This window comes from Wolbachia endosymbiont (group A) of Volucella bombylans (assembly GCF_964026965.1).
Taxonomy (GTDB): domain Bacteria; phylum Pseudomonadota; class Alphaproteobacteria; order Rickettsiales; family Anaplasmataceae; genus Wolbachia; species Wolbachia pipientis.
Window position 1 is genome coordinate 143,606 of record NZ_OZ034717.1, and the last position, 20,050, is coordinate 163,655.

At 36.1% G+C, this 20,050-nt stretch carries 19 protein-coding genes, 2 tRNA genes and 3 pseudogenes; 10 read left to right on the plus strand and 14 right to left on the minus strand.

Annotated features, from left to right (window positions below):
* Window positions 1-55 precede the first annotated feature (55 nt).
* On the plus strand, window positions 56-643 hold the full coding sequence (locus tag AAGD51_RS00710; protein ID WP_006279823.1) for a nitroreductase family protein: 588 nt from the start codon (window positions 56-58) through the stop codon (window positions 641-643).
* Entirely contained in the window at window positions 624-1,412 is a 789-nt protein-coding gene (dapF, locus tag AAGD51_RS00715) for a diaminopimelate epimerase (RefSeq protein ID WP_006279822.1), read from the plus strand. Before AAGD51_RS00710 ends, dapF begins: the two co-directional genes overlap by 20 nt.
* A gap of 8 nt (window positions 1,413-1,420) precedes the next feature.
* On the opposite strand, the gene sucD is transcribed toward dapF, so the two are convergent.
* The 8 genes from sucD to AAGD51_RS00755 form a co-directional block, all read right to left on the minus strand.
* Window positions 1,421-2,296 carry a succinate--CoA ligase subunit alpha gene (gene sucD / locus AAGD51_RS00720; protein ID WP_006279821.1) on the minus strand — a complete coding sequence of 292 codons (876 nt, stop codon included), beginning with the start codon at window positions 2,294-2,296 and terminating at the stop codon, window positions 1,421-1,423.
* Between the two features lie 3 nt (window positions 2,297-2,299).
* The gene (gene sucC / locus AAGD51_RS00725; RefSeq protein WP_236514416.1) at window positions 2,300-3,451 is read right to left on the minus strand and encodes an ADP-forming succinate--CoA ligase subunit beta; all 1,152 of its coding nucleotides are present in this window, start codon (window positions 3,449-3,451) and stop codon (window positions 2,300-2,302) included.
* A 37-nt stretch (window positions 3,452-3,488) separates the two neighbouring features.
* On the minus strand, window positions 3,489-3,689 hold the full coding sequence (gene rpsU / locus AAGD51_RS00730; protein WP_006279819.1) for a 30S ribosomal protein S21: 201 nt from the start codon (window positions 3,687-3,689) through the stop codon (window positions 3,489-3,491).
* A 199-nt stretch (window positions 3,690-3,888) separates the two neighbouring features.
* A tRNA-Pro gene (locus AAGD51_RS00735) sits at window positions 3,889-3,962 on the minus strand.
* A 218-nt stretch (window positions 3,963-4,180) separates the two neighbouring features.
* Entirely contained in the window at window positions 4,181-4,867 is a 687-nt protein-coding gene (locus AAGD51_RS00740; RefSeq protein WP_006279818.1) for a 16S rRNA (uracil(1498)-N(3))-methyltransferase, read from the minus strand.
* Window positions 4,868-4,895: 28 nt separating this feature from the next.
* Window positions 4,896-4,967, minus strand: a tRNA-Glu gene (locus AAGD51_RS00745).
* Window positions 4,968-5,035: 68 nt separating this feature from the next.
* Window positions 5,036-5,761, minus strand: a complete 726-nt coding sequence (locus tag AAGD51_RS00750) for an ankryin (protein WP_236514417.1) — start codon at window positions 5,759-5,761, stop codon at window positions 5,036-5,038.
* A gap of 97 nt (window positions 5,762-5,858) precedes the next feature.
* Window positions 5,859-6,870 (minus strand): IS630 family transposase gene (locus tag AAGD51_RS00755; protein ID WP_236514338.1). Its coding sequence is split into 2 segments (ribosomal slippage): window positions 5,859-6,407 and window positions 6,409-6,870, totalling 1,011 coding nucleotides; the frame shifts between segments, so codons are not numbered across the junction.
* A gap of 144 nt (window positions 6,871-7,014) precedes the next feature.
* On the opposite strand from AAGD51_RS00755, the pseudogene AAGD51_RS00760 reads away from it, so the two are divergent.
* Window positions 7,015-7,847: pseudogene (locus AAGD51_RS00760) on the plus strand (IS5 family transposase).
* 86 nt (window positions 7,848-7,933) lie between these two features.
* Window positions 7,934-8,756: pseudogene (locus AAGD51_RS00765) on the plus strand (IS5 family transposase).
* Window positions 8,757-8,772: 16 nt separating this feature from the next.
* Here the strand turns inward: AAGD51_RS00765 and AAGD51_RS00770 are convergent.
* Window positions 8,773-9,320, minus strand: a pseudogene (locus tag AAGD51_RS00770) (DUF6444 domain-containing protein); the annotation flags it as partial.
* A 497-nt stretch (window positions 9,321-9,817) separates the two neighbouring features.
* Here AAGD51_RS00770 and AAGD51_RS00775 point away from each other — a divergent pair.
* The 4 genes from AAGD51_RS00775 to lepB all read left to right on the plus strand — a co-directional run bounded on the left by AAGD51_RS00775 (window position 9,818) and on the right by lepB (window position 13,630).
* Window positions 9,818-10,843 carry a Fe(3+) ABC transporter substrate-binding protein gene (locus AAGD51_RS00775; RefSeq protein WP_006279947.1) on the plus strand — a complete coding sequence of 342 codons (1,026 nt, stop codon included), beginning with the start codon at window positions 9,818-9,820 and terminating at the stop codon, window positions 10,841-10,843.
* Between the two features lie 203 nt (window positions 10,844-11,046).
* On the plus strand, window positions 11,047-11,934 hold the full coding sequence (locus AAGD51_RS00780) for an aspartate carbamoyltransferase catalytic subunit (protein WP_006280416.1): 888 nt from the start codon (window positions 11,047-11,049) through the stop codon (window positions 11,932-11,934).
* Window positions 11,935-11,979: 45 nt separating this feature from the next.
* Window positions 11,980-12,111: a hypothetical protein gene (locus AAGD51_RS00785; protein ID WP_255317428.1), complete on the plus strand. Its 132-nt coding sequence runs from the start codon at window positions 11,980-11,982 to the stop codon at window positions 12,109-12,111.
* 772 nt (window positions 12,112-12,883) lie between these two features.
* Complete coding sequence (gene lepB / locus AAGD51_RS00790; RefSeq protein WP_077188309.1) at window positions 12,884-13,630, plus strand: signal peptidase I; 747 nt, start codon at window positions 12,884-12,886, stop codon at window positions 13,628-13,630.
* 7 nt (window positions 13,631-13,637) lie between these two features.
* Here lepB and AAGD51_RS00795 read toward each other — a convergent pair whose 3' ends face one another.
* The 4 genes from AAGD51_RS00795 to iscU are packed head-to-tail and all read right to left on the minus strand — an operon-like array spanning window position 13,638 to window position 16,727.
* Window positions 13,638-15,491: an Hsp70 family protein gene (locus AAGD51_RS00795; protein WP_341810471.1), complete on the minus strand. Its 1,854-nt coding sequence runs from the start codon at window positions 15,489-15,491 to the stop codon at window positions 13,638-13,640.
* Window positions 15,469-15,927, minus strand: a complete 459-nt coding sequence (locus tag AAGD51_RS00800) for an iron-sulfur cluster co-chaperone HscB C-terminal domain-containing protein (RefSeq protein ID WP_077188306.1) — start codon at window positions 15,925-15,927, stop codon at window positions 15,469-15,471. The genes AAGD51_RS00795 and AAGD51_RS00800 overlap by 23 nt, the downstream gene beginning before the upstream one ends.
* Complete coding sequence (locus AAGD51_RS00805; RefSeq protein ID WP_077188307.1) at window positions 15,920-16,324, minus strand: HesB/IscA family protein; 405 nt, start codon at window positions 16,322-16,324, stop codon at window positions 15,920-15,922. The genes AAGD51_RS00800 and AAGD51_RS00805 overlap by 8 nt, the downstream gene beginning before the upstream one ends.
* Window positions 16,325-16,334: 10 nt before the next feature.
* The gene (gene iscU / locus AAGD51_RS00810) at window positions 16,335-16,727 is read right to left on the minus strand and encodes a Fe-S cluster assembly scaffold IscU (protein WP_006279966.1); all 393 of its coding nucleotides are present in this window, start codon (window positions 16,725-16,727) and stop codon (window positions 16,335-16,337) included.
* Between the two features lie 178 nt (window positions 16,728-16,905).
* Between iscU and ftsY the strand changes: the two genes are divergently transcribed.
* Window positions 16,906-17,817, plus strand: coding sequence for a signal recognition particle-docking protein FtsY (ftsY, locus tag AAGD51_RS00815; RefSeq protein WP_006279965.1), 912 nt, complete (start codon window positions 16,906-16,908; stop codon window positions 17,815-17,817).
* Here the strand turns inward: ftsY and radA are convergent.
* Window positions 17,804-19,147, minus strand: a complete 1,344-nt coding sequence (radA, locus tag AAGD51_RS00820; protein ID WP_236514360.1) for a DNA repair protein RadA — start codon at window positions 19,145-19,147, stop codon at window positions 17,804-17,806. The genes ftsY and radA overlap by 14 nt on opposite strands.
* 412 nt (window positions 19,148-19,559) lie before the next feature.
* Between radA and AAGD51_RS00825 the strand changes: the two genes are divergently transcribed.
* Complete coding sequence (locus AAGD51_RS00825; RefSeq protein WP_179945717.1) at window positions 19,560-19,736, plus strand: hypothetical protein; 177 nt, start codon at window positions 19,560-19,562, stop codon at window positions 19,734-19,736.
* Window positions 19,737-20,050: the final 314 nt, after the last annotated feature.

Below are 20,050 nucleotides of genomic sequence, written 5' to 3' on the forward strand. Positions count from 1 at the left end.
TAATATATGTGTATGAGAGGTTTTGCAATTTAAATTTTGCTTATATTGTGCTACAATGAATTATTTATGCACTATTAAATTAAAAATGATGAGTAAACAAGATCTATTATCGTTGATGAAAGCAAGACACAGCGGACGTTCATACGATCCTACAAGAGCAATATCTCAGGAAGACATGGATATTTTAATGGAAGCTGTAAGGCTGACTCCCTCATGTTTTGGTGATGAACCCTGGAGATACGTAATATGCAACAAACAGAACAATCAAAGCGCATGGGAAAAGCTGCTAAATTGCCTTGATGAATCTAATCAAAAATGGGCAAAAGATGCACAAGTGTTAATCATATCTTTAAGTGCTAAAAACTTCCGTAAACAAGGTAAAGGAGAAAATCTTTGGGCTAATCATGATACTGGTGCAGCAAATTATGGACTTATGTTACAAGCTGCAGTTATGAACTTAATGGCCCATCAAATGGGTGGATTTGATAGAGATAAAATAGTGAAAGAGTTCAATATACCCAATGACTTTAACGTAATGTCAGTGATAGCGGTTGGTTACGAAGAAGAGGGTGCTGAAACAAGTAAGAAGAAAAGAAGACCAATAGAAGAAATATTTTTTTATGATGAGTGGCCAAAATTCTGAAAATTTTATCAAAATGCACGGCACTGGTAACAATTTCGTTATCATAGACTCACGTTCAACAAACAATTTAGACTGGAACCATAGACAAATTGCTGATCAAAGCAGTTGTGATCAAGTGATAATTATAACAATGTCTAATGCTGCAGACTGTTTTATGCATATCTATAATGCTGATGGAAGTCGAGCTGAAATGTGCGGAAACGCAGCACGCTGTGTTGGATATTTGATAATGTCAGAAAAAGGTGCTGAATACTCCATTATTGAGCTAACAAGCAAACGCATTTTAGAGTGTTTTAAAGTGGGTGATAAATCCATAAAGGTTAACATGGGTAAACCTTTGCTAAAATGGCATGAAATTCCCTTGTCTACTGAGTGTGACACTCTTCACTTACCTATAGAGCTTGAAATGCTAAAAGATCCTGTTGCAGTAAATATTGGCAATCCTCACATAGTTTTTTTTGTTGATAACATAAGTGAAATACCATTGCGAAATTTAGGACCAAAGCTAGAAAATCACGCATTATTTCCTCGGAAAATTAATGTTAGTATTGCACAAGTTGAAAAGTCTGGAGAAATAGCTTTAAGAGTTTGGGAAAGAGGTACAGGCATTACTGCATCATGCGGTAGTGCAGCCTGTGCAGCACTTGTTGCATCCACACTACGTGGATATCTGGTTGCCCAACAGACTTCAGTAAATTTACCAGGAGGCAAGTTATTAATCGAATGGGCAAATAACGTATTCATGACCGGTGATATAGGGTTTTTGTGATCCTAATTCTAGTGATGCATTACTTCCAATACCTTCTTACCAATTACTGCAGGGGTTTCAGCAATTGCAATTCCAGCGCTCCGCATAACTTCTAGTTTTGCACCAGCACTTCCACCGCTGGAAGAGATGATTGCTCCAGCGTGTCCCATACGTCTTCCTGGAGGTGCCGTTTGGCCTGCTACAAAACCAACGATTGGCTTTTTAGTTTTTTCTGTTTTTACAAAATGTGATACATCTTCTTCTTCGTTTCCACCTATTTCACCAATAACTACAATACCATGAGTATCGTCATCTTTTAAAAAGAGCTCCATACAGTCAACAAATGTCATACCATGAACTGGATCTCCCCCAATTCCGATACATGTGGATTGACCAAGACCAACAGCGGTTGTTTGTGCTACTGCCTCGTAAGTTAAAGTTCCGGAGCGAGACATAATTCCTATGTGTCCACGCTTATGGATATGGCCAGGCATAATTCCTATTTTGCATTCTTCAGGTGTAATAATTCCCGGGCAGTTGGGACCAATCAATCGACTTTTTGAGCCGATAAGCGCACGCTTAACTTTCACCATATCAAGTATAGGAATGCCCTCTGTAATACAAATTATCAATTCTATTTTTGCATCTATTGCTTCAAGTATTGCAGCAGCAGCAAATTTAGCAGGTACATATATAACTGTAGCATTTGCACCGGTTTTTTCTTTGGCTTCTGCTACAGTATTAAAAACCGGTAAATTAAGGTGAGTGCTACCACCCTTTCCAGGAGTTACACCTCCCACCATTTTCGTTCCGTAATCAATTGCTTGCTCTGAATGAAATGTGCCTTGTGCACCAGTAAAACCCTGGCATATTAATCTTGTATCTTTGTTTACTAAAACGGACATGCTTTATTTTACCTCTTTTACTATCTTTTGCGCAGCTTCATCTAGCTCATCTGCAGCAATAATATTTAATCCTGACTCTTCTAAAATTTTTTTTCCTTCTTCAAAATTAGTACCTGATAATCTAACCACTAGAGGAACTTTAATGCTCATTTCTTTTGCAGCCGCAACAATTCCACTTGCGATAATATCGCAACGCATTATACCACCAAATATGTTAACCAGAATTCCTTTTACGTTGCTATCAGACAATATGATTTTAAATGCTTCAGTTACAGTTTCTTTACTCGCTCCACCACCAACATCCAAAAAGTTAGCAGGCTCTGCTCCGTAGTATTTTATTATATCCATTGTTGCCATAGCAAGACCTGCACCATTTACCATGCAACCAATACTGCCATCCATTTTGATGTAACTGAGCCCATACTTTGAAGCCTCTATCTCTTCTTTCACTTCCTCATCATAATCACGAAGTTCCATAATTTCTGGGTGACGATATAAAGCATTATCATCGAAATTAATTTTTGCATCGAGCGCAATAAAATCTCCAGAATTTGTTTCAACCAGTGGATTAATTTCAATTTGGCTCGCATCAGTTGCAATAAACGCATCATATATTTTTTTTGCAATGTTCGATATCTTTTCTATTTGTTCTGGACTCAAATGAAAACTGCTGCTTAACTTGCTGCTATCAAAACTTGTAGCAGGATCAATATCAAATTTCACAATTTTTGCAGGAGAATTTTTTGCCACTTCTTCGATGTCCATTCCACCTTCTGAGGAAAATATGAATATTGGCCTACTGAGCTTCGGGTCGATTACCAGGCTTAAATAATACTCTTTCTTAATGCTTGAGCCTTCTTCAACGTACACTTTTCTTACTTGCTGCCCGCTTGGCCCTGTTTGATGAGTAACTAAAGTCATACCAATCATGTCCTTTACAAACTGTTGAGCTTCTTCAACTGACTTTGCTAGCTTTACGCCACCGGCTTTACCCCTACCACCTGCATGAATTTGAGCTTTAACTACAAACACGTCAGATTTTAATTGACTTACTTGAGTCTTTACTCCTTCTGCAGATGTAGCAACAAAACCTTTTGGCACTGGGACATTAAATTTATGCAAAACTTCTTTCGCTTGATATTCGTGAATATTCATAAAATAACCAATGATAAACTATTAACTTGAGTACAAACTACCAACCATAACGTTGCCTTCTGCACTCTTGTTGGTACCTCTTTTTTTTAGCTTCAGCTTTCTTTTTAGCTCTTTTTTCTGATTTTTTTTCATGATATTGTTTTTTCATTTTCAACCCTCTTCCTTCCTTTTGAATTGTTTTTTTCAATACTGGAAGAGCTCTGTCTACATCACCATAATGGACTGATACTTCTATCAAACTCTATACCTCCTTCGGTAATCATTTCAAAATCTATTTATAAATTAGAAAATTAACATTGTCAATTATTTTATAAACTTGAGCGTTAAAATGTAATATGCCATAATTTACATGGTAAATAATGTCATTCCAGTGTCAGCTACTTGCTTACTGATGGAGATTGCTCTTATGTTACAGCGTTCTTACAATTATACTAACATCGGGGCGGAGAGATTTGAACTCCCGACCCTTTGGTCCCAAACCAAATGCGCTACCAGGCTGCGCTACGCCCCGACTTCTTTACTCAGAGTATCAATAACTCAGGCAAAATGCAAGATTCATTTGTTTACTTTAGAAAAAATATAATATGAGATTTAATATTATCTTAGAATATGTTTTTTATTAGCTCCTCTTTAACAACAGACTGCTTCGTAGAAAGTCTACAGGGTTTTTGTGCGCGCAACACTGAACCAGATTTCTTTATGACCCAAACCTTAGCCATATTTAAAAATCTAGCTACACCAATTGGTGAAAGTGAGTGCAGCAACTACAGCAGTATCGACCCTTAAAATTCTTTTTCCTAGACTCAATTTTTGACAAAACTTATCGGCAAGATCAAGTTCATAAGATGAAAAACCACCTTCAGGACCAACAATAATAGCAACATTTTTTTTGCCTTTCAGCACTTTATCAGCTTTACCTGTTTCATCACACAAAACAAAATTTTTACTTTGGGAATCAGGTAACTCACAAAAGTTAATAGGAGGCAAAATCTCTGGTATACTTATCCTACCTGATTGTTCCGCTGCTTCGATTGCTTGTAATTTTGCTCTACTTAGGTTAATATTTTTTACCACTGTACGTTCTGTTGAAATAAATTGAATGCAGATTACTCCCATTTCAGTTGCCTGTCTTACTATGTTGTTCAAAGCAGCACTTTTTACCATGGCACAATACAGGTATAAATTTTCCTCATATTGCTGTTGTTTAGTGCATTCTTTGGGTGTAACTTCTGTCAATTTACGCGATATATTAACTACTTCTCCTAACCATTCTCCATCTTTTCCATTAAAAAGAGAGAGATTATCATACTTCTTAAGCCGCATTACATTGCAAATATAGTGACTTTGTTGTGGATTAAGTGCTAAACTCACGCCTTGTGATAAAGCTTCTTCAACATAGAGCCTAATTTTTCCCATTCAAAACTTTAATTATATTCTACTTGAGTGACTCTTACGGGATTTGAACCCGTGTTACCACCGTGAAAGGGTGGTGTCCTAACCACTAGACGAAAGAGTCAACTTGAATCTAACTAGGTTATATCGATTACATATATAAAGTCAATTCAATTATTTTGAATCACATAGTTAGAGGGATATATCAGTAATCTTATATCGACAGCCTCCTATTACTCCATGCTCAATACTCACTGAACCTATCTCAGATTTAGGAGCTAATTCTAATTGTTGTTCAACTTTTGTATCGGAATCATAGCCAGAATCGTAGCCAGAATCTCTACGCTCATATTTCTGCCTTATTTCTTCTACACTAAAGCCAGCCTTGGTCTTAATTTTTTGATCATTAGTCTGTTGCTGACTTATCGACTTATTAGCACTTAGCTCATTTAGCTTCACTTGCCAATCATTCACTTTATCTTGCACTAACCCATGGCAAGTTCCAGAATTAGCTTTTATGTCTTTTGCTTTTCTTTCTGCTCTTTTCTTGGACAAATCTACCCTAGCATAAATAGGTTCTGACGACTGTTCTGGCTCTTTCTGTTTTAGGCTAGTAGGCTTTTTTTGTTCTGAAAGATCATCTATAGTGCAATAAATAGGTTCTTCTGATATACTCAAATAACCACTATCTTCCAATGATAAATTTTCAGTGGATTTTTTATGTGAATCATATATTTCAGCATAAATAGATTCTTCTGATACACTCAAATAACCATTCTCCCCTAATGAGTTACTAACCTTAGTGTCATACACCTCAGCGTAAATGGGCTCTTTTGAAGGCAAAGCATCATAGCTAGTATTCTTTGACTTATACTCAAAAGTTCTAGGAGGTTTTTGTTGTATAGCTTCAATATTCAAATCATCTGTAGAATAATACTCTGCGCCTTTTCCTAGTAAAAAGGAAACTGTGGGGTGAAGAATTATCTCTGCTGGTAAGTTTTTCTCATACCAATTCTCATTGTTGTCCAGTCAAATAGGAAACATTGCAGAGTTGTTTAATTGTGGAGCTGGCAAGAGAAGTAATAAATTTGCACAAAGCACCCTCAAGTAGAGCAATTGTATCGTATATTTTATTGCGCAAAATGTTCTGTTTTATATATAACCAAAGCCTCTCAACAGGATTTAGCTCAGGTGAGTATGGAGGTAGGTATATAATGTCGATATTTTTAGGTACCTTTAAATTTTTTGACCTATGCCAACTAGCACAGTCCATAACGAGAAAAGCCTCTCGTGTTTCTAGATATTGCGAAATTTGCTCAAGAAATATGTTCATGCAATCAGTGTTGACATTTGGTGCAAATAAGCTAGAACTCTCTCGATTTCTAGGATTAACTGCACTATAGAGATAGAAATTTTGCCTACCTAATTTTGTTTTAACCTGTGTTCTAATCCCCTTTTTAAACCACCCATGTCCAACTTTTGAATGTGTGCCAAACCATGATTCATCAAAGAAAAATAGCTCTTTTTCTGGATACTTGCTAATAGCTCCATTGAGATTTTTTTTTGAATTCCTCTTGTTTGCTTTTATCTTGTCCATTATGAACTGGTCTTGGTGTAATATATGAGAATTTCATCTTTTGCATATGGCGGTGTACTGTAGATTTGCTGATATTTAATCCGAACTTTTCCTGGATTCTTATTCTCATTTCTTTAATGGTGATATTAGGATTTTCTTCTATCCACTCTTCAATTTGCTGTAGTTGAGCCTGATTTAATTTAGTTTTTCTACGACGTTGTGAAGGAGCAAACAGTTTTTCTTCTCTGCCAATTTTCAAGAGTTTTACCCACGAAGTTAGTGCGCTTCTTGAAATGCAATATATTTTTGCTACAGCCGTTATACTGTACTTTTTTGCTGCAATTACAGCATTTAGTTTTTTTGAAACATATGCATTATTCCTTACTTTCTTCAGCATTTCTTTTGCTGATTCTACTACTTTTTCATCCAATAATTTTGATCTTAATGCCATTTAAACCTCGCTATTTTACTTACTTCAGTATGGCTTTTCTTCCATCATTGTCCATCTGTTTGCCCTGTAATGGGAATTGGTATCAGAGGTTGTCCGGAAACAAGTAAAAGGCTATAATATCTGAAATTTTAGTACGGGGTAAAGATGAGAAAAAAGTATCCAACAGATCTAAGCGAAAGGGAATGGGCAAGAATAGAAAAACACTTCAGAGTATCATACAAGAAAGGAGGAAGGCCGCCAAAGTATAGCAAAAGAGAAATATTAGAAGCAATTTTCTATGTATTGCGTACAGGGTGTCAATGGCGGTATTTACCAAATGATTTTCCGCTATGGAAGACTGTGTATGAGCAGTTCAGGCAATGGAAGAAGCAGGGAATTTTTGAGAAAATGAATTATGAAATTACAAAATATAGTAGAAGAAAAATAGGAAGGAATGAGCAGCCGAGTGCCTGTATAGTAGATAGTCAATCTGTAAAGACTACAGAAAAGGGGGGATCAAAGGCTATGATGGAAGTAAAAAAGTAAAGGGTAGAAAAAGGCATATAATTACAGACACTCAGGGTTTTATACTAGGTTGTTACGTAGGCGCTGCTAACGAAAATGATAGAGATGGTATTAAAATAGCATTAAACAATATGAGAACAAAATATACTAAAGTTAAAAAAATGTGGGCTGACATGGGATACCAAGGAAGAAATTTAAAGAATCACATAAAGGAAGAATATGACATAGATATTGAAATTGTTACAAGGCCTCCATGTAGATTTTGGGTGCACAAAGATACGCCACCTGAGCTACTACCAACAAGAGAACAAGGGTTTAAAGTACAGCCAAGAAGATGGGTTGTAGAAAGGACTTTTGCTTGGGTTAATAGGAATAGAAGGCTATCGAAGGAGTATGATTTACTCACAACATCCACTGAGAATTTCATATACCTAGCTATGAGTAGGGTTATGTTAAAGAGGGAATATGCTTGAATTTACTAGTTTCCGGACAACCTCTTAGAGGTTGTCCACAAACCAAGGAATACGTAGTATATAAAGAAAGAATATTGAGGTAAGAGATGAGGAAAAAATATCCAACAGATTTAAGTAAAAGGGAATGGGCAAGAATAGAAAAACACTTCAGAGTATCGTACAAGAAAGGAGGAAGGCCACCAAAATACAGTAAGTGTGAGATAGTAAATGCAATTCTTTATATACTGCGCACAGGATGTCAATGGCGCTATTTACCACACGATTTTCCGCCGTGGAAGGCTGTGCATGAACAGTTTAGAAGATGGAAAAAGCAGGGAATTTTTGAGAAAATGAACTATGATATCACTAAATATAGTAGGTCAAAAATGGGAAGCCGAGCGCATGCATAGTGGACAGTCAATCGGTAAAAACCACGGAAAAAGGGGGGGCAAAGGTTATGATGGTGCGAAAAAGGTAAAGGGGAGAAAAAGACATATAATCACAGATACTCAAGGATTTGTGCTTGGTTGCTATGTAGGAGCTGCAAGCGAAAATGACAGAGATGGGGTGAAGATGGCATTGGACAATATGAAGGAAAAATACAGCAATATTAAGAAAATGTGGGCTGATATGGGATACCAAGGAAAAGATTTAAAGGATTACGTAAAGAGAGAATATGGGATAGATATTGAAATTGTCAAAAGGCCTCCATGTAGGTTTTGGGTGCATAAAGATACACCACTAGAACTATTGCCACAACGGGATCCTGGATTTTCAGTACAGCCGAGAAGGTGGGTGGTAGAGAGGACTTTTGCTTGGATCAATAGAAATAGAAGGCTATCAAAGGAGTACGATTTACTTACAACATCTACTGAAAGTTTCATATATCTGGCTATGAGTAAAGTTATGTTAAGTAGGGAATATGCTTGATTTACTGGTTTGTGGACAACCTCTGATATGCTGCCAACACTTATGTTCAAATTAAAAATGTCATTTATGATACTAGCCACTTCACGCTTTGAGTTTTTGTAAAATCCGCTGAGTGCTGCAATTATAGACTTAACCCTTGGACCAAATGTATCTGGCGTAACACCTTCTGGTAACTTGCTACTTTTTCTTTTTCTGCATCTCCAACAACGACCATGTTCCAATTACTACATAAGGCCTAATTTCCGGAAGATCAACTTTTTGGTGAACATAAGGTTTTTCGCATATTACAAGCTCTCCTCCGCATTCGCAAATATTAGGCAACTCTATTTTTACTACTTTATCCGCTTCCATTGTGGCATGAAAATTTCCTTTATGCCCAACCTGATCGCCAACATTCCTTTCGCTTTTTGGCTTGTCCTTTTTTATTTTGTATAGCTCTTTTGAGCTGGGCAGGGATGAGTTTTTTGAATTTAAACCGAGCCTTTCCTTTAATTCAGCGTTCTCTATCTTTAAAGCTTTATTTTCTGCTTTTAAGTTTTCTATCTCTGCTTTCAGTTTTTCTATTTTTTGCTGTAAATTTTTGCAAAGTTCTCAAAGGTTTACCACATTACCTCACTTTTGCTCTATGATTATCTTTATTATCTTGCTTTGTCTACCTTATTCTACCACTCCGCTGAACGGATACAATTTACTAAACAGAAAAAAAGGCAAAAGAAACCCTAGGGTAGCTAGTTATTCACTATCCATTTTTTAAATCGGCGTTTTTTGATGTTTTAAATAGCGCATTTCAGCTTATATTAGGTAAAAACCTAGAAATTTTATAAAGACATAAGGTGCACATAGTGCAAAAAATTAAGCATGATTTACGCCAAATACATTAAGTTTTTTGTCATTAATCCACTGCAGAGATTGCGAAGATAAATAAATAGCTTCAGTGTTATAATAAGGGGGCTGGCGAAGCTTGTCAAGGAAGTTTTTATGATTTATCTAACGAACTTTACACTTGCTAAAGTTGTACCATCTTGGTAACTTTAACTGAAAGAAGTTATTTTTTATCCAATATGAAAAAAGCCTTTATATTCACATCCTTAATAGCAATTATATTGATAGTTATTACTTATTTATACAGAAACGACGGAACTAATGACTCACAAGTGGTAAATGTTTATTCATCGCGCAAAGAAGAATTAGTACGTACTTTGTTTGATGAATTCACGAAAAATACAGGTATTAAAGTACGTTACATCATTGATGATTATTCTCAGCTACTTTCACGAATGGAAAACGGTGGTGAAGCTGACTTATTTTTGACTGCTGATGCAATCAACTTAATTCTAGCAAAAAAAAGAGGACTTTTATCTCAAGTAGATTCAGGGGTTTTAAAAAGTGTTATACCTGCAAGATTTAGAGACAGTGAAGATTATTGGTTTGGTCTTACAAAAAGAGCTAGGATATTGGTTTACAATAAAGAGTCAGTAGACCCTAAGGACTTAAGTACTTATGAAGATTTAGCAAATGAAAAATGGAAAGGAAAAATATTAGTGCGTTCTTCTACAAGTCCATATAACAGATCGTTAATTGCTTTTATGATTGCAAATAATGGTTTTGAAAAGACGAAAGAATGGGTAAGCGGAATTGTGAGCAATATGGCAAGAAAACCAAGTGGTGGTGATACTGATCAAATTTACGCCGTAGCAGCGGGTGAGGGAGATGTTGCAATAGTAAACAGCTACTACTTTGCGAGAATTCTTTCATCAGAAAATAAAAAGAATGTTGCAGACAAGCTAGGGGCTTTTTTTCCTAATCGCAACGATCACGGTGTAATGGTAAACATCAGTGGTGCAGCAGTAACAAAAAACGCAAAAAACAGGGAAAATGCTATAGTCTTATTGGAATTTTTAGTAAGCAAGCAGGCTCAAGAGTTATACGCTAAAAAAAACCAAGAATATCCTATTATTGAAGGCGTTGAAACTTCCGATATACTAAAATCTTGGGGAAATTATTCACAAAGTGATTTGCCTCTAAGTGAACTTGAGAAGCATCTTTTTGAGGCTGTTATGATAGCGGATGAGTGTAAGTGGAAGTAATCCCCAGCGCCACTAAACATTGGGATGAAAGATTTATGCTAATATACCTTACTCTTGACTCGCTGAACTTTTTCTTCCTTCTAACTTAATTTTGACTTTACTATCTTTTTCCGTTCTTTCACCAAAACAATTGCTGCACAAGAAGTCTATTGAAAAAAGGTAATAAGAAAGTAGAATAGGTTCAAATAGTTGAAAAGGAAACTATGAACAAGAGAAGGAATTTGTTAAACATCTCAGACCTTACAGTCGATGATGTAGAAAATATAACTAAGTTGGCCAACCAGTACCTTAAAAAAGAAGTTGCAAATAGTCATATCTTGGAAAATAAGACAGTAATAAATTTATTCTTTGAAGATTCAACGCGTACACTTGCGTCTTTTGAAATAGCAGCAAAAAGCCTTGGAGCAAATGTTGTAACTTTGCCAATAAGATCTTCTTCTATTAACAAGGGAGAAGATCTAAAAGACATGATCAAAACATTAAATGCAATGAATCCTGATTACATAATAATCAGGCATAAAAGTAGTGGTATCATTAATACACTGGCAAAGTATGTTAACTGCTCGCTAATCAATGCAGGCGATGGAAGTAGTGAACATCCAACTCAAGCTCTTGCAGACTATCTTGTAATCAGCAATCACAAAAAGCAAATAAAGGACCTCAAAGTTGTGATATGTGGAGATATTCTGCACAGTAGAGTTGCAAGATCAAATATAAGATTGCTAAAAATGTTTGGAGCAGAGATAAACTTGGTCGCACCACCAACTTTGATTTGTAAGCATTTTCCTGAAGTAGATTCAGTCCATTATTCATTAATTGAAGGTATAAAGGATGCTGACGTAATTATGCTTTTGAGATTGCAGAAAGAGCGCATGAATAATAGTTCTTCAGAGAAAGAATATTTTTATTTGTATGGACTTGATTCACAAAAGCTATCATACGCAAAACCAGATGCGATTGTTATGCACCCAGGGCCAATAAACAGAGGGATTGAGATTAGCAGCGATGTAGCAGATTGTGTTATTTTACAGCAAGTAGAATTTGGATTGGCAATACGTAAGGCAGTGTTGCACTATTATAGGCCTTGCTAATATTAAAAGATGCTACACAACTAATGCAAAAAGGGGGGGCATGAAATGACAAGGCTTGTAAATGGTTTGAGAATGGCCATTAAGATGTTAAGGCCGAGGATATGGTGTGGAAGTTTTTACGAAAGCCTGAAGTCAATCAACAACCTTGCAGAACGGCAAATTAGACGGCTATCGTAAAAACAGCTTTTTCACCTGGTCGGAACATGGAGAAAGATTTGTGGAAAGAATGTTGTCGATATTTTTGACATCACGTCTCAATGGCCAAAATCCCTTCCAAAAGTTACGACTGCTTAGTTCTTTATTCATTCTCACAATCCGTGAACGGTTACAACCTGGATTCCAGTGGGCTTTGTTGCATCGCTAGCTATGATGGATTAAAGATAAAAAAGATAGGGAATATCAGTAGCTTATTATTCTGGTATTTATAACAAGAACGGTCAATGAATACCTAAATTTGAGTAAAAGAAATTTCACTACCATTTACCAATCCGGCTAAAATTCAAGAATTTCAATGCTTTAGCTATTTTCAATAGAATTAAATTTATTAATATAAATAACAAATTACTATTCTTAAATTTGATCAGATTGATTGCAAAAAAACAAGATTTTCAATAGGTTGCTTATAATCCTAACTATAGTTAGCCTTTCATAAGTAGCGATGCAACAAAGCCATTCCAGTGTCAGCTACTTTCATAACACCATATTACCTTAACAAAAGCAAATGTTCGTACAGATGTGCATCAGCTACTTTCATCTGCCACCTGCAAATTGCAATGTTCGTACAGTTATGTGTCACGCTACTTGGATGACACCGTTGAAAGAAATGAACCGCCTTTTCAAAATTGTTTTGAATAGAGGAATAACATTCACAAGTAAAATTTCATATTACCATTTTTTAATTTATGTATTATAATAAGCTTAATCTATAAGAAAAACAAAGTTGGAAAAGTTGGAAGAACTAAGCAAAAACTGGGTGATAAGAACGGGAAGATTTTTATCTTCATTGTTTTTTTTACTGTTGATTGCGCTATCAATACGTAGTTTTTTATTCGAGCCATTTCATATACCTTCTGGTTCAATGAAAAGCACCCTACTTGAAGGGGATTACATTTTTACTAGTAAATATTCATACGGTTACAGTAAACACTCCTTTCCATTTTCTCCAAACATTTTTAGCGGCAGGATTTTTTATACCCCTCCAAAGCGTGGCGACATAGTAGTTTTCAAACCCACAAGAAATGACAGCATCAGGTTTGTTAAGCGAGTAATAGGAACACCAGGTGACAAAGTGCAAATGATAGAGGGAGAATTATACCTAAATGATCAGAAAGTAGAGCGAAGGCAAATTGAAAGTTTTTTTGATTATGAGTCGAATCGTAACATACCAAGATATATAGAAACGCTTTTAAGTGGCAAGGAGCATGAGATTTTGGTAGATAACATTTCTAATAAGCTATCATATAACACTCCGGTTTATTATGTACCTAACGATCAATTTTTTGTTATGGGAGACAATAGAAATAATTCTTTGGATAGCAGGTTTCCTGAAGTTGGTTTTGTACCAATGGAAAATATCATTGGGCGTGTAAGCATAGTTGGTTTATCATTTAAATTAGGAAAGGTCGATTGGTTACCATTTAATTTCAGGTTACCTGTTGCCTTGAGGTTAAATAGGGTATTGCACAAGGTTGTGTAAGCTTTTTCTACCTATTTGTTAATTCACACAACTCTAAAGAGGAATTTTCTAACTCGGCGATAGTGTTGTTAATTTCATTCAAGTCATTGCCTTGTAAAGCGTTTTTTGCATTTTGTAATAGGTTTTTCAACTTTTGATCAGTGAAAAGGTTATTATTGTTTTCAACCAAGTGTATGAGTTTATTTCCATTAATTTTAGCACCTGCAAGGGAACGAGCCTTCATATCTTCATCAAAGCTGTTTATTGACTGGTTAACCATATTTTGAACATCAGCTTCACTCAAGCCAAAATTTGAATTTACTTCAACTGTCTGCTCAATTCCAGTAGCTTTTTCTCTTGCAGTAACAGTCAAGATTCCGTCAACATTAACTGTAAATTCTATTTCAATTCTTGCAGAACCTGCAGGCAGTGGCGGTATACCTTTTAGTTCAAACTGCGCTAGAGATTTGTTATCCTCTATCATTTCACGTTCTCCCTGACAAACGTGAATTTTCATTGCTAGTTGCCCATCAACATAAGTTGTAAACTCTTTTATCTCTGAAACTGGTAGTGGTGTATTTCTTGGTATGATTTTTTCAACTATGCCTCCCATAGTTTCTATGCCAAGTGATAAAGGTAGAACATCCAGGAGAATATTCCTATCTTTTGAGCTCGAAGTTAAATCATGAGCCTGCAGAGCTGCCCCAATGGCAACTGCTTTATCCGGATCCACGTCATTTAGTACTTTATTTCCAAAAAGTTCGACTAGTGAATTTTGAACCAATGGTGTTCTAGTTGCACCACCAACTAAAATTACTCCTTTTATATCATCAATTTTAAGATCTATATCACTTATAGTACGAGTGACTATATTGATAGTCCTATTGACCAAAGAACTGATTGCATGTTCAAATTCTTCTCTGGTAATTTCGCATTCAAATAATTCACCGTTAATATTGAATTCAAAAGTGCCTACGGTGTTTTCGCTCAGGTATTCTTTTACAATACGTGATTCAATAAGTGTTGTCATGCAAGTAGCTGACACTGGAATCCAGTTCTTATTATATAACTTTCTAGTGTGTTCATTTGTAATCAAACTTTCTGGATCCCAGACTGGGATGACACTAGAGCATTCTTTGTTTAAACCTACCTTTTCTCTATACTTATCAAGCACAATAAGGTTAAGCAAATGATCAAAATCATCTCCACCGAGTTTAGTGTCACCACCAACTGCAAGAACTTGAAACACTCCTTGATGCAATTTCAATATCGAAATATCAAATGTTCCACCACCAAGGTCATAAACTGCATATATTCCACTGTTATTGTTCTTTTCAATGGAGTAAGAAAGCGCTGCAGCGGTTGGCTCGTTAACGAGGCGAAGAACTTCTATTCCAGCTAATTTTGCCGCATATTTAGTTGCGTTACGTGCTGAATCGTCAAAGTAAGCTGGCACAGTAATCACTGCTTTTTTTACTTTCATCTCTGTAGACTCTTCTACCCTCTTGCATAAAGCTTTTAATATCTCAGCAGAAATCTCAACAGGAGTAAGATACTTTTCCTCTGCGCATTTTATTCTAATAACTTTTTCGCTTTCATGATCTATTTCAAAATTGACGCCTTCTTTATTTAATTCTTCAACACTTTTACCCATTAAACGCTTTATTGAGTAGATTGCATTTTGACCGACGTCACAGCCAGTTTTCAATGTATTATTTTCATATGAAAGAGCAGAAGGCAGTAGCTCTCTTCCCTGCTCATCTTTAAATATCTCCACGTTGCCAGCTTTATTTACTATGGCAATTAAAGAATTGGTGGTACCAAGATCTATACCAAAAACTACTTCACTTGAATTTGGTTCAGAAATTTGAATTGGTTGCATTCTTTTTCACCTCCTCAAATGACTTATATAAATATTTCAATCTTAAGACTTGTGTAGCAGCTCCATCAAAATTCTTTACAGCAAAAGTGTTAATTAGGTTTTTAACGCAATCTTTTATTTTTTCATCAATCATCCTGCTTGCAAATTGTAGATCATCGCAGTCTAGTAAGTACTCTCTTATTTCCATTGATTCATTTAATATTTCAGAATTTGGATGATCCTTTGGGCTTCCCACACCAAAAAGATTCAACAAATGCTCAGCACGTTCTAGTGGTGACTTTAGCACTTGATAAGCTTTGTTGATATTTTCCATGTTTTTGGACTGTCTTTCATTTATATCAGTCTTGCTTAGCTCAATATATTTTTTCTCTAACTCATCAAAGCTGATATTGAAAGTTGGTTCAATTTCAAACAATGTAAAATAGCTGCTAGACATGAAAACTCTCTCCACAACCACATTTTCCTTTCTCATTAGGATTTTTGAAAACAAAACCCGATGAAAATTTTTCTTCTACATAATCCATTTCAGAGCCAAGAATAAACATGACGGATTTTGGATCGATCAACACTTTAACTTTTTGGTCATCACTGCAGTTTTCCTCAATTATCGACTCTAAAGGACGAGTATCATACGCATATTCAATATCATATTTTAAACCAGAACATCCTTTTTGTTTAATTAGCACTCTTATTCCTATTGCTTCTTCTGATTTCTCAAGGTTAGTATGCTTCTTTTGGTCCAATAAATACTTTATCCTTTCTACTGCTTTCGCAGTTATAGTAATAAGTTTTTTATCTTTCTTTATAGCGTTTACTCCTTGATATTCACTCATGCTTTAGTTCTCAATGTCCACCTTTATTTTGTTTACTTTGATAGTCATGAATAGCAGCCTTTATAGCATCTTCAGCAAGTACCGAACAGTGTATCTTCACTGGAGGTAAAGACAACTCTTCCACTATTTGAGTATTCTTTATCTGTGTAACGTCACTGATGGTTCTCCCCTTTATCATCTCTGTTAACAAGGAACTTGAAGCAATGGCAGAACCACAACCAAAAGTTTTAAATTTTGCATCTTCAATAACACCTTTGTCATTGACCTTTATCTGCAATTTCATTACATCACCGCACGATGGTGCACCAACTAAACCAGTACCAACATTTGGATCATTTTTATCCAGAGAGCCAACATTTCTTGGATTTTCGTAATGATCTAAAATTTTCTCATTATAACTCATAAAATTACCTGTGAACCGCTATTCTACATTATAACATATTTAGGTTAAAAACTAAAGAAAAATGCACTAGCAAACAGTATATTTTACTCACAAAATATATGGGTTACGAGTGTATTTACTTTACAAATACATGTAGTGCATGTCATTCTCTATATTGTAATTAAAAAGGAGTATTCTCTTGAGTTTATTTGGTAACCTTTATAAAGGCTTGTTAAAAACTTCTTCTCGCTTTAGCAACGGAGTAAAAAGTATTTTCTCTAACAAAAAAAAATTAGATCAGTCGCTTTTAGATGAGCTAGAAGAATTGCTAATTAGCATGGATATTGGTCATAAAACTTCCAAGTTGATTATTGACAGGCTCACAAGCATCAAGTTTGACAAGGAAGTTGAGTATAATATTATCTCGCAGCAGTTAATGAACGAAATAGAAGCTATATTGAGCCCAGTTGTGCAACCGTTAATTTTGAACAAAAAACCACATATAATAATGGTATGCGGAGTAAACGGTAATGGTAAAACCACAACTATAGGTAAGCTTGCATATAAATATAAGGAAATGGGAAAATCCGTTATGCTTGTTGCATGCGACACATTTAGAGCTGCTGCTAGTGAGCAATTAAACATTTGGGCAGAACGTTCTGATTGCTTGATTGTTACTGGAGAGTACGGTAGCGACTCTGCAAGTGTGGCATATAGAGCTGTAAGTCAAGCTATAAAAGACAACGTTGATGTTGTTCTAATTGACACAGCAGGAAGGCTGCAAAATAATGTGAACCTTATGGAGGAGTTATCAAAAATATATAGAACGATAAAGAAATTGGATGATACTGCCCCTCATGACGTTATTTTAGTTCTTGATGCAACTACCGGCCAAAATGCTTATAGCCAATTAGAAGCATTTAGCAAAATGGTTAATGTTACCGGGCTAATCGTAACAAAGTTAGATGGCACTGCTAAGGGCGGAGTGGTAATTGGACTTGCAGAAGCTTATAAGATAAAGTTACATGCTATAGGAATTGGCGAAAATATAGAGGACTTAAGGGAGTTTACTAGTAAAGAATTTGCTGAAGCGTTATTTAATTGTAATTAAAGACTTCTCTTAATTCCCTTACGTGACCAAGCTTGATTATTTCAATATCATGAGAAGAATAATTGCCATTTTTAGGCATAATTGCTTTTTTGAATCCTAACTTTTGTGCTTCTTTTAGTCTGAGATCAGCATGCGAGATGTTCCTAATTTCTCCTGAAAGTGCAACTTCACCGCAGATTATTGAAGAAGTTGGCAGCGGTAAATTTACTACACTTGAAATAAGGGAAGCAGCAACAGCAAGATCAGCCGATGGTTCCTGTATTTTGAGTCCCCCTGCAATGTTTAGGTATACCTCTTTATCATGCAAAAACATTTTGCAACGAGCATTTAGCACCGCAATGATCATAGCCAATCGATTAATATCCCACCCAACTACTGCCCTTCTTGGGGTTGCCATATTAGTCCCTGCTATTAATGCTTGCACTTCCATTAAAATTGGTCTTGAACCTTCAATTCCTGCAAATACGGCGCTGCCAACTACTTCTCTGTCATGGGCCATCAGAAACAATGATGATGGGTTATCAACAGGCACAAGTCCTGCTTCAGACATCTCAAAAACACCAATTTCATTTGCAGGGCCAAATCTATTCTTAATAGTACGCAAAATGCGGTATTGATTGCTATTTTCACCTTCAAAATATAATACCGTATCCACCATATGCTCCAAAGTTTTAGGTCCAGCTATTTGTCCATCCTTAGTTATATGGCCAACTATTAAGAGGGAAATACCATATTGTTTCGCAAGAATGGTTAATTCATGTGCGCAAGTGCGGACCTGAGTTACAGTTCCTGGTGCTGATATAATTCTGCTATCATACATTGTTTGTATAGAGTCAATTACTAAGAATTTAATACTTTTGTTTTCCTTTATTGTTGCTACTACATCAGTTAAAGACACTGTAGACAAAAGCTTAATTTTAGGTTCATTTATCTTAAGACGCTTTGCTCTGAGGCTCACTTGCTCTAAAGATTCCTCGCCGGATACATAAAGACATTCAAAAGAGGAAAGTTGCACAACATTAGCTGCAATTCTAAGCAAAAGGGTAGATTTCCCAATTCCAGGTTCGCCACCAATTAAAATGCTAGCACCTTGAACGATACCTCCACCAAAAACTCTATCTAATTCTTCTATTCCTGTTAAAAAACGACTTGGAGTGATAATTTCGCTACCCGATAACGTCTTTATTAAAATTGGCGCAGATATACTTCTTTTGCCCGTTTTTACTGCTATTTCCTCAACAACTGTATCCCAATTGTCACATGCAATACACTTCCCTACCCACCTGCCAGTGCTGTGACCACAGGATTGACATACATATACAGTTTTCATCAAAGCCAAAATTATTTTGTTGTAATTGTAATAAAAATTAGCTGAATATGCGAAGTAAATCTATAGCTAACCCAAGAAAGGGTTCCCTATGTCATACCGCGATTCATTCGCGGTATCTCTAGATCCCGCTAACAAGTAGCGGGATGACGAGCTTATCGTCACGCCGCCGCGAACCGTCATACCGCGATTCATTCGCGGTATCTCTAGATCCCGCTAACAAGTAGCGGGATGACGAGGTCATGCCACCGCGCGAACCGTCATACCGTCACGGATCTAGAGATACCGCTAACACGTAGGGGAATGACGAGGTCATGCCGCCGCAAACCGTCATACCGCCGCGGTATCTCTTAGCCGCTAACACGTAGCGGGATGACGGTTGTCGTTTAGCTACAAACGTTAAGAAATTTACCAAATGAAAAAAAAGGCAAAAGAAGCCCTGGGGTTATTATCCGCTTTAAAATATTGGCGTTTTTTATGTTTTAAACGCTTGACAAGCGAGATTAAGCTGCTTTTAATTGCAACTAACTTACGCTGCAAACGTTTAAGAAATTTACTAAGCAGAAAAAAAGACAAAGAATCCCCGAGTTAGCTAGTCTTTTACTATCTCTGTCGAGTATTGGCATTTTTTGATGTCTTGTAACGCTTTGTAAGCGCGTTCAGCTTATTTAGATAAAAATCTAGATGTAGATGAAGTTTTGTAAAGACATACAGTATCTATATACTGCAAAAAATTGAACATAAGACGCCGATACATTAAGTAATCCTTACCTTTTAATCTGCAGATTGGCGAAAGCAAATACAATAGCTTCAGTTTTATGATAAGGGTGCTGGCGAAGGGTGTCAAGCAAGTTTTTTGTTTCTATTCCCAATGTTATATGGTTATGTAAGAGGTTGTCCACAAAC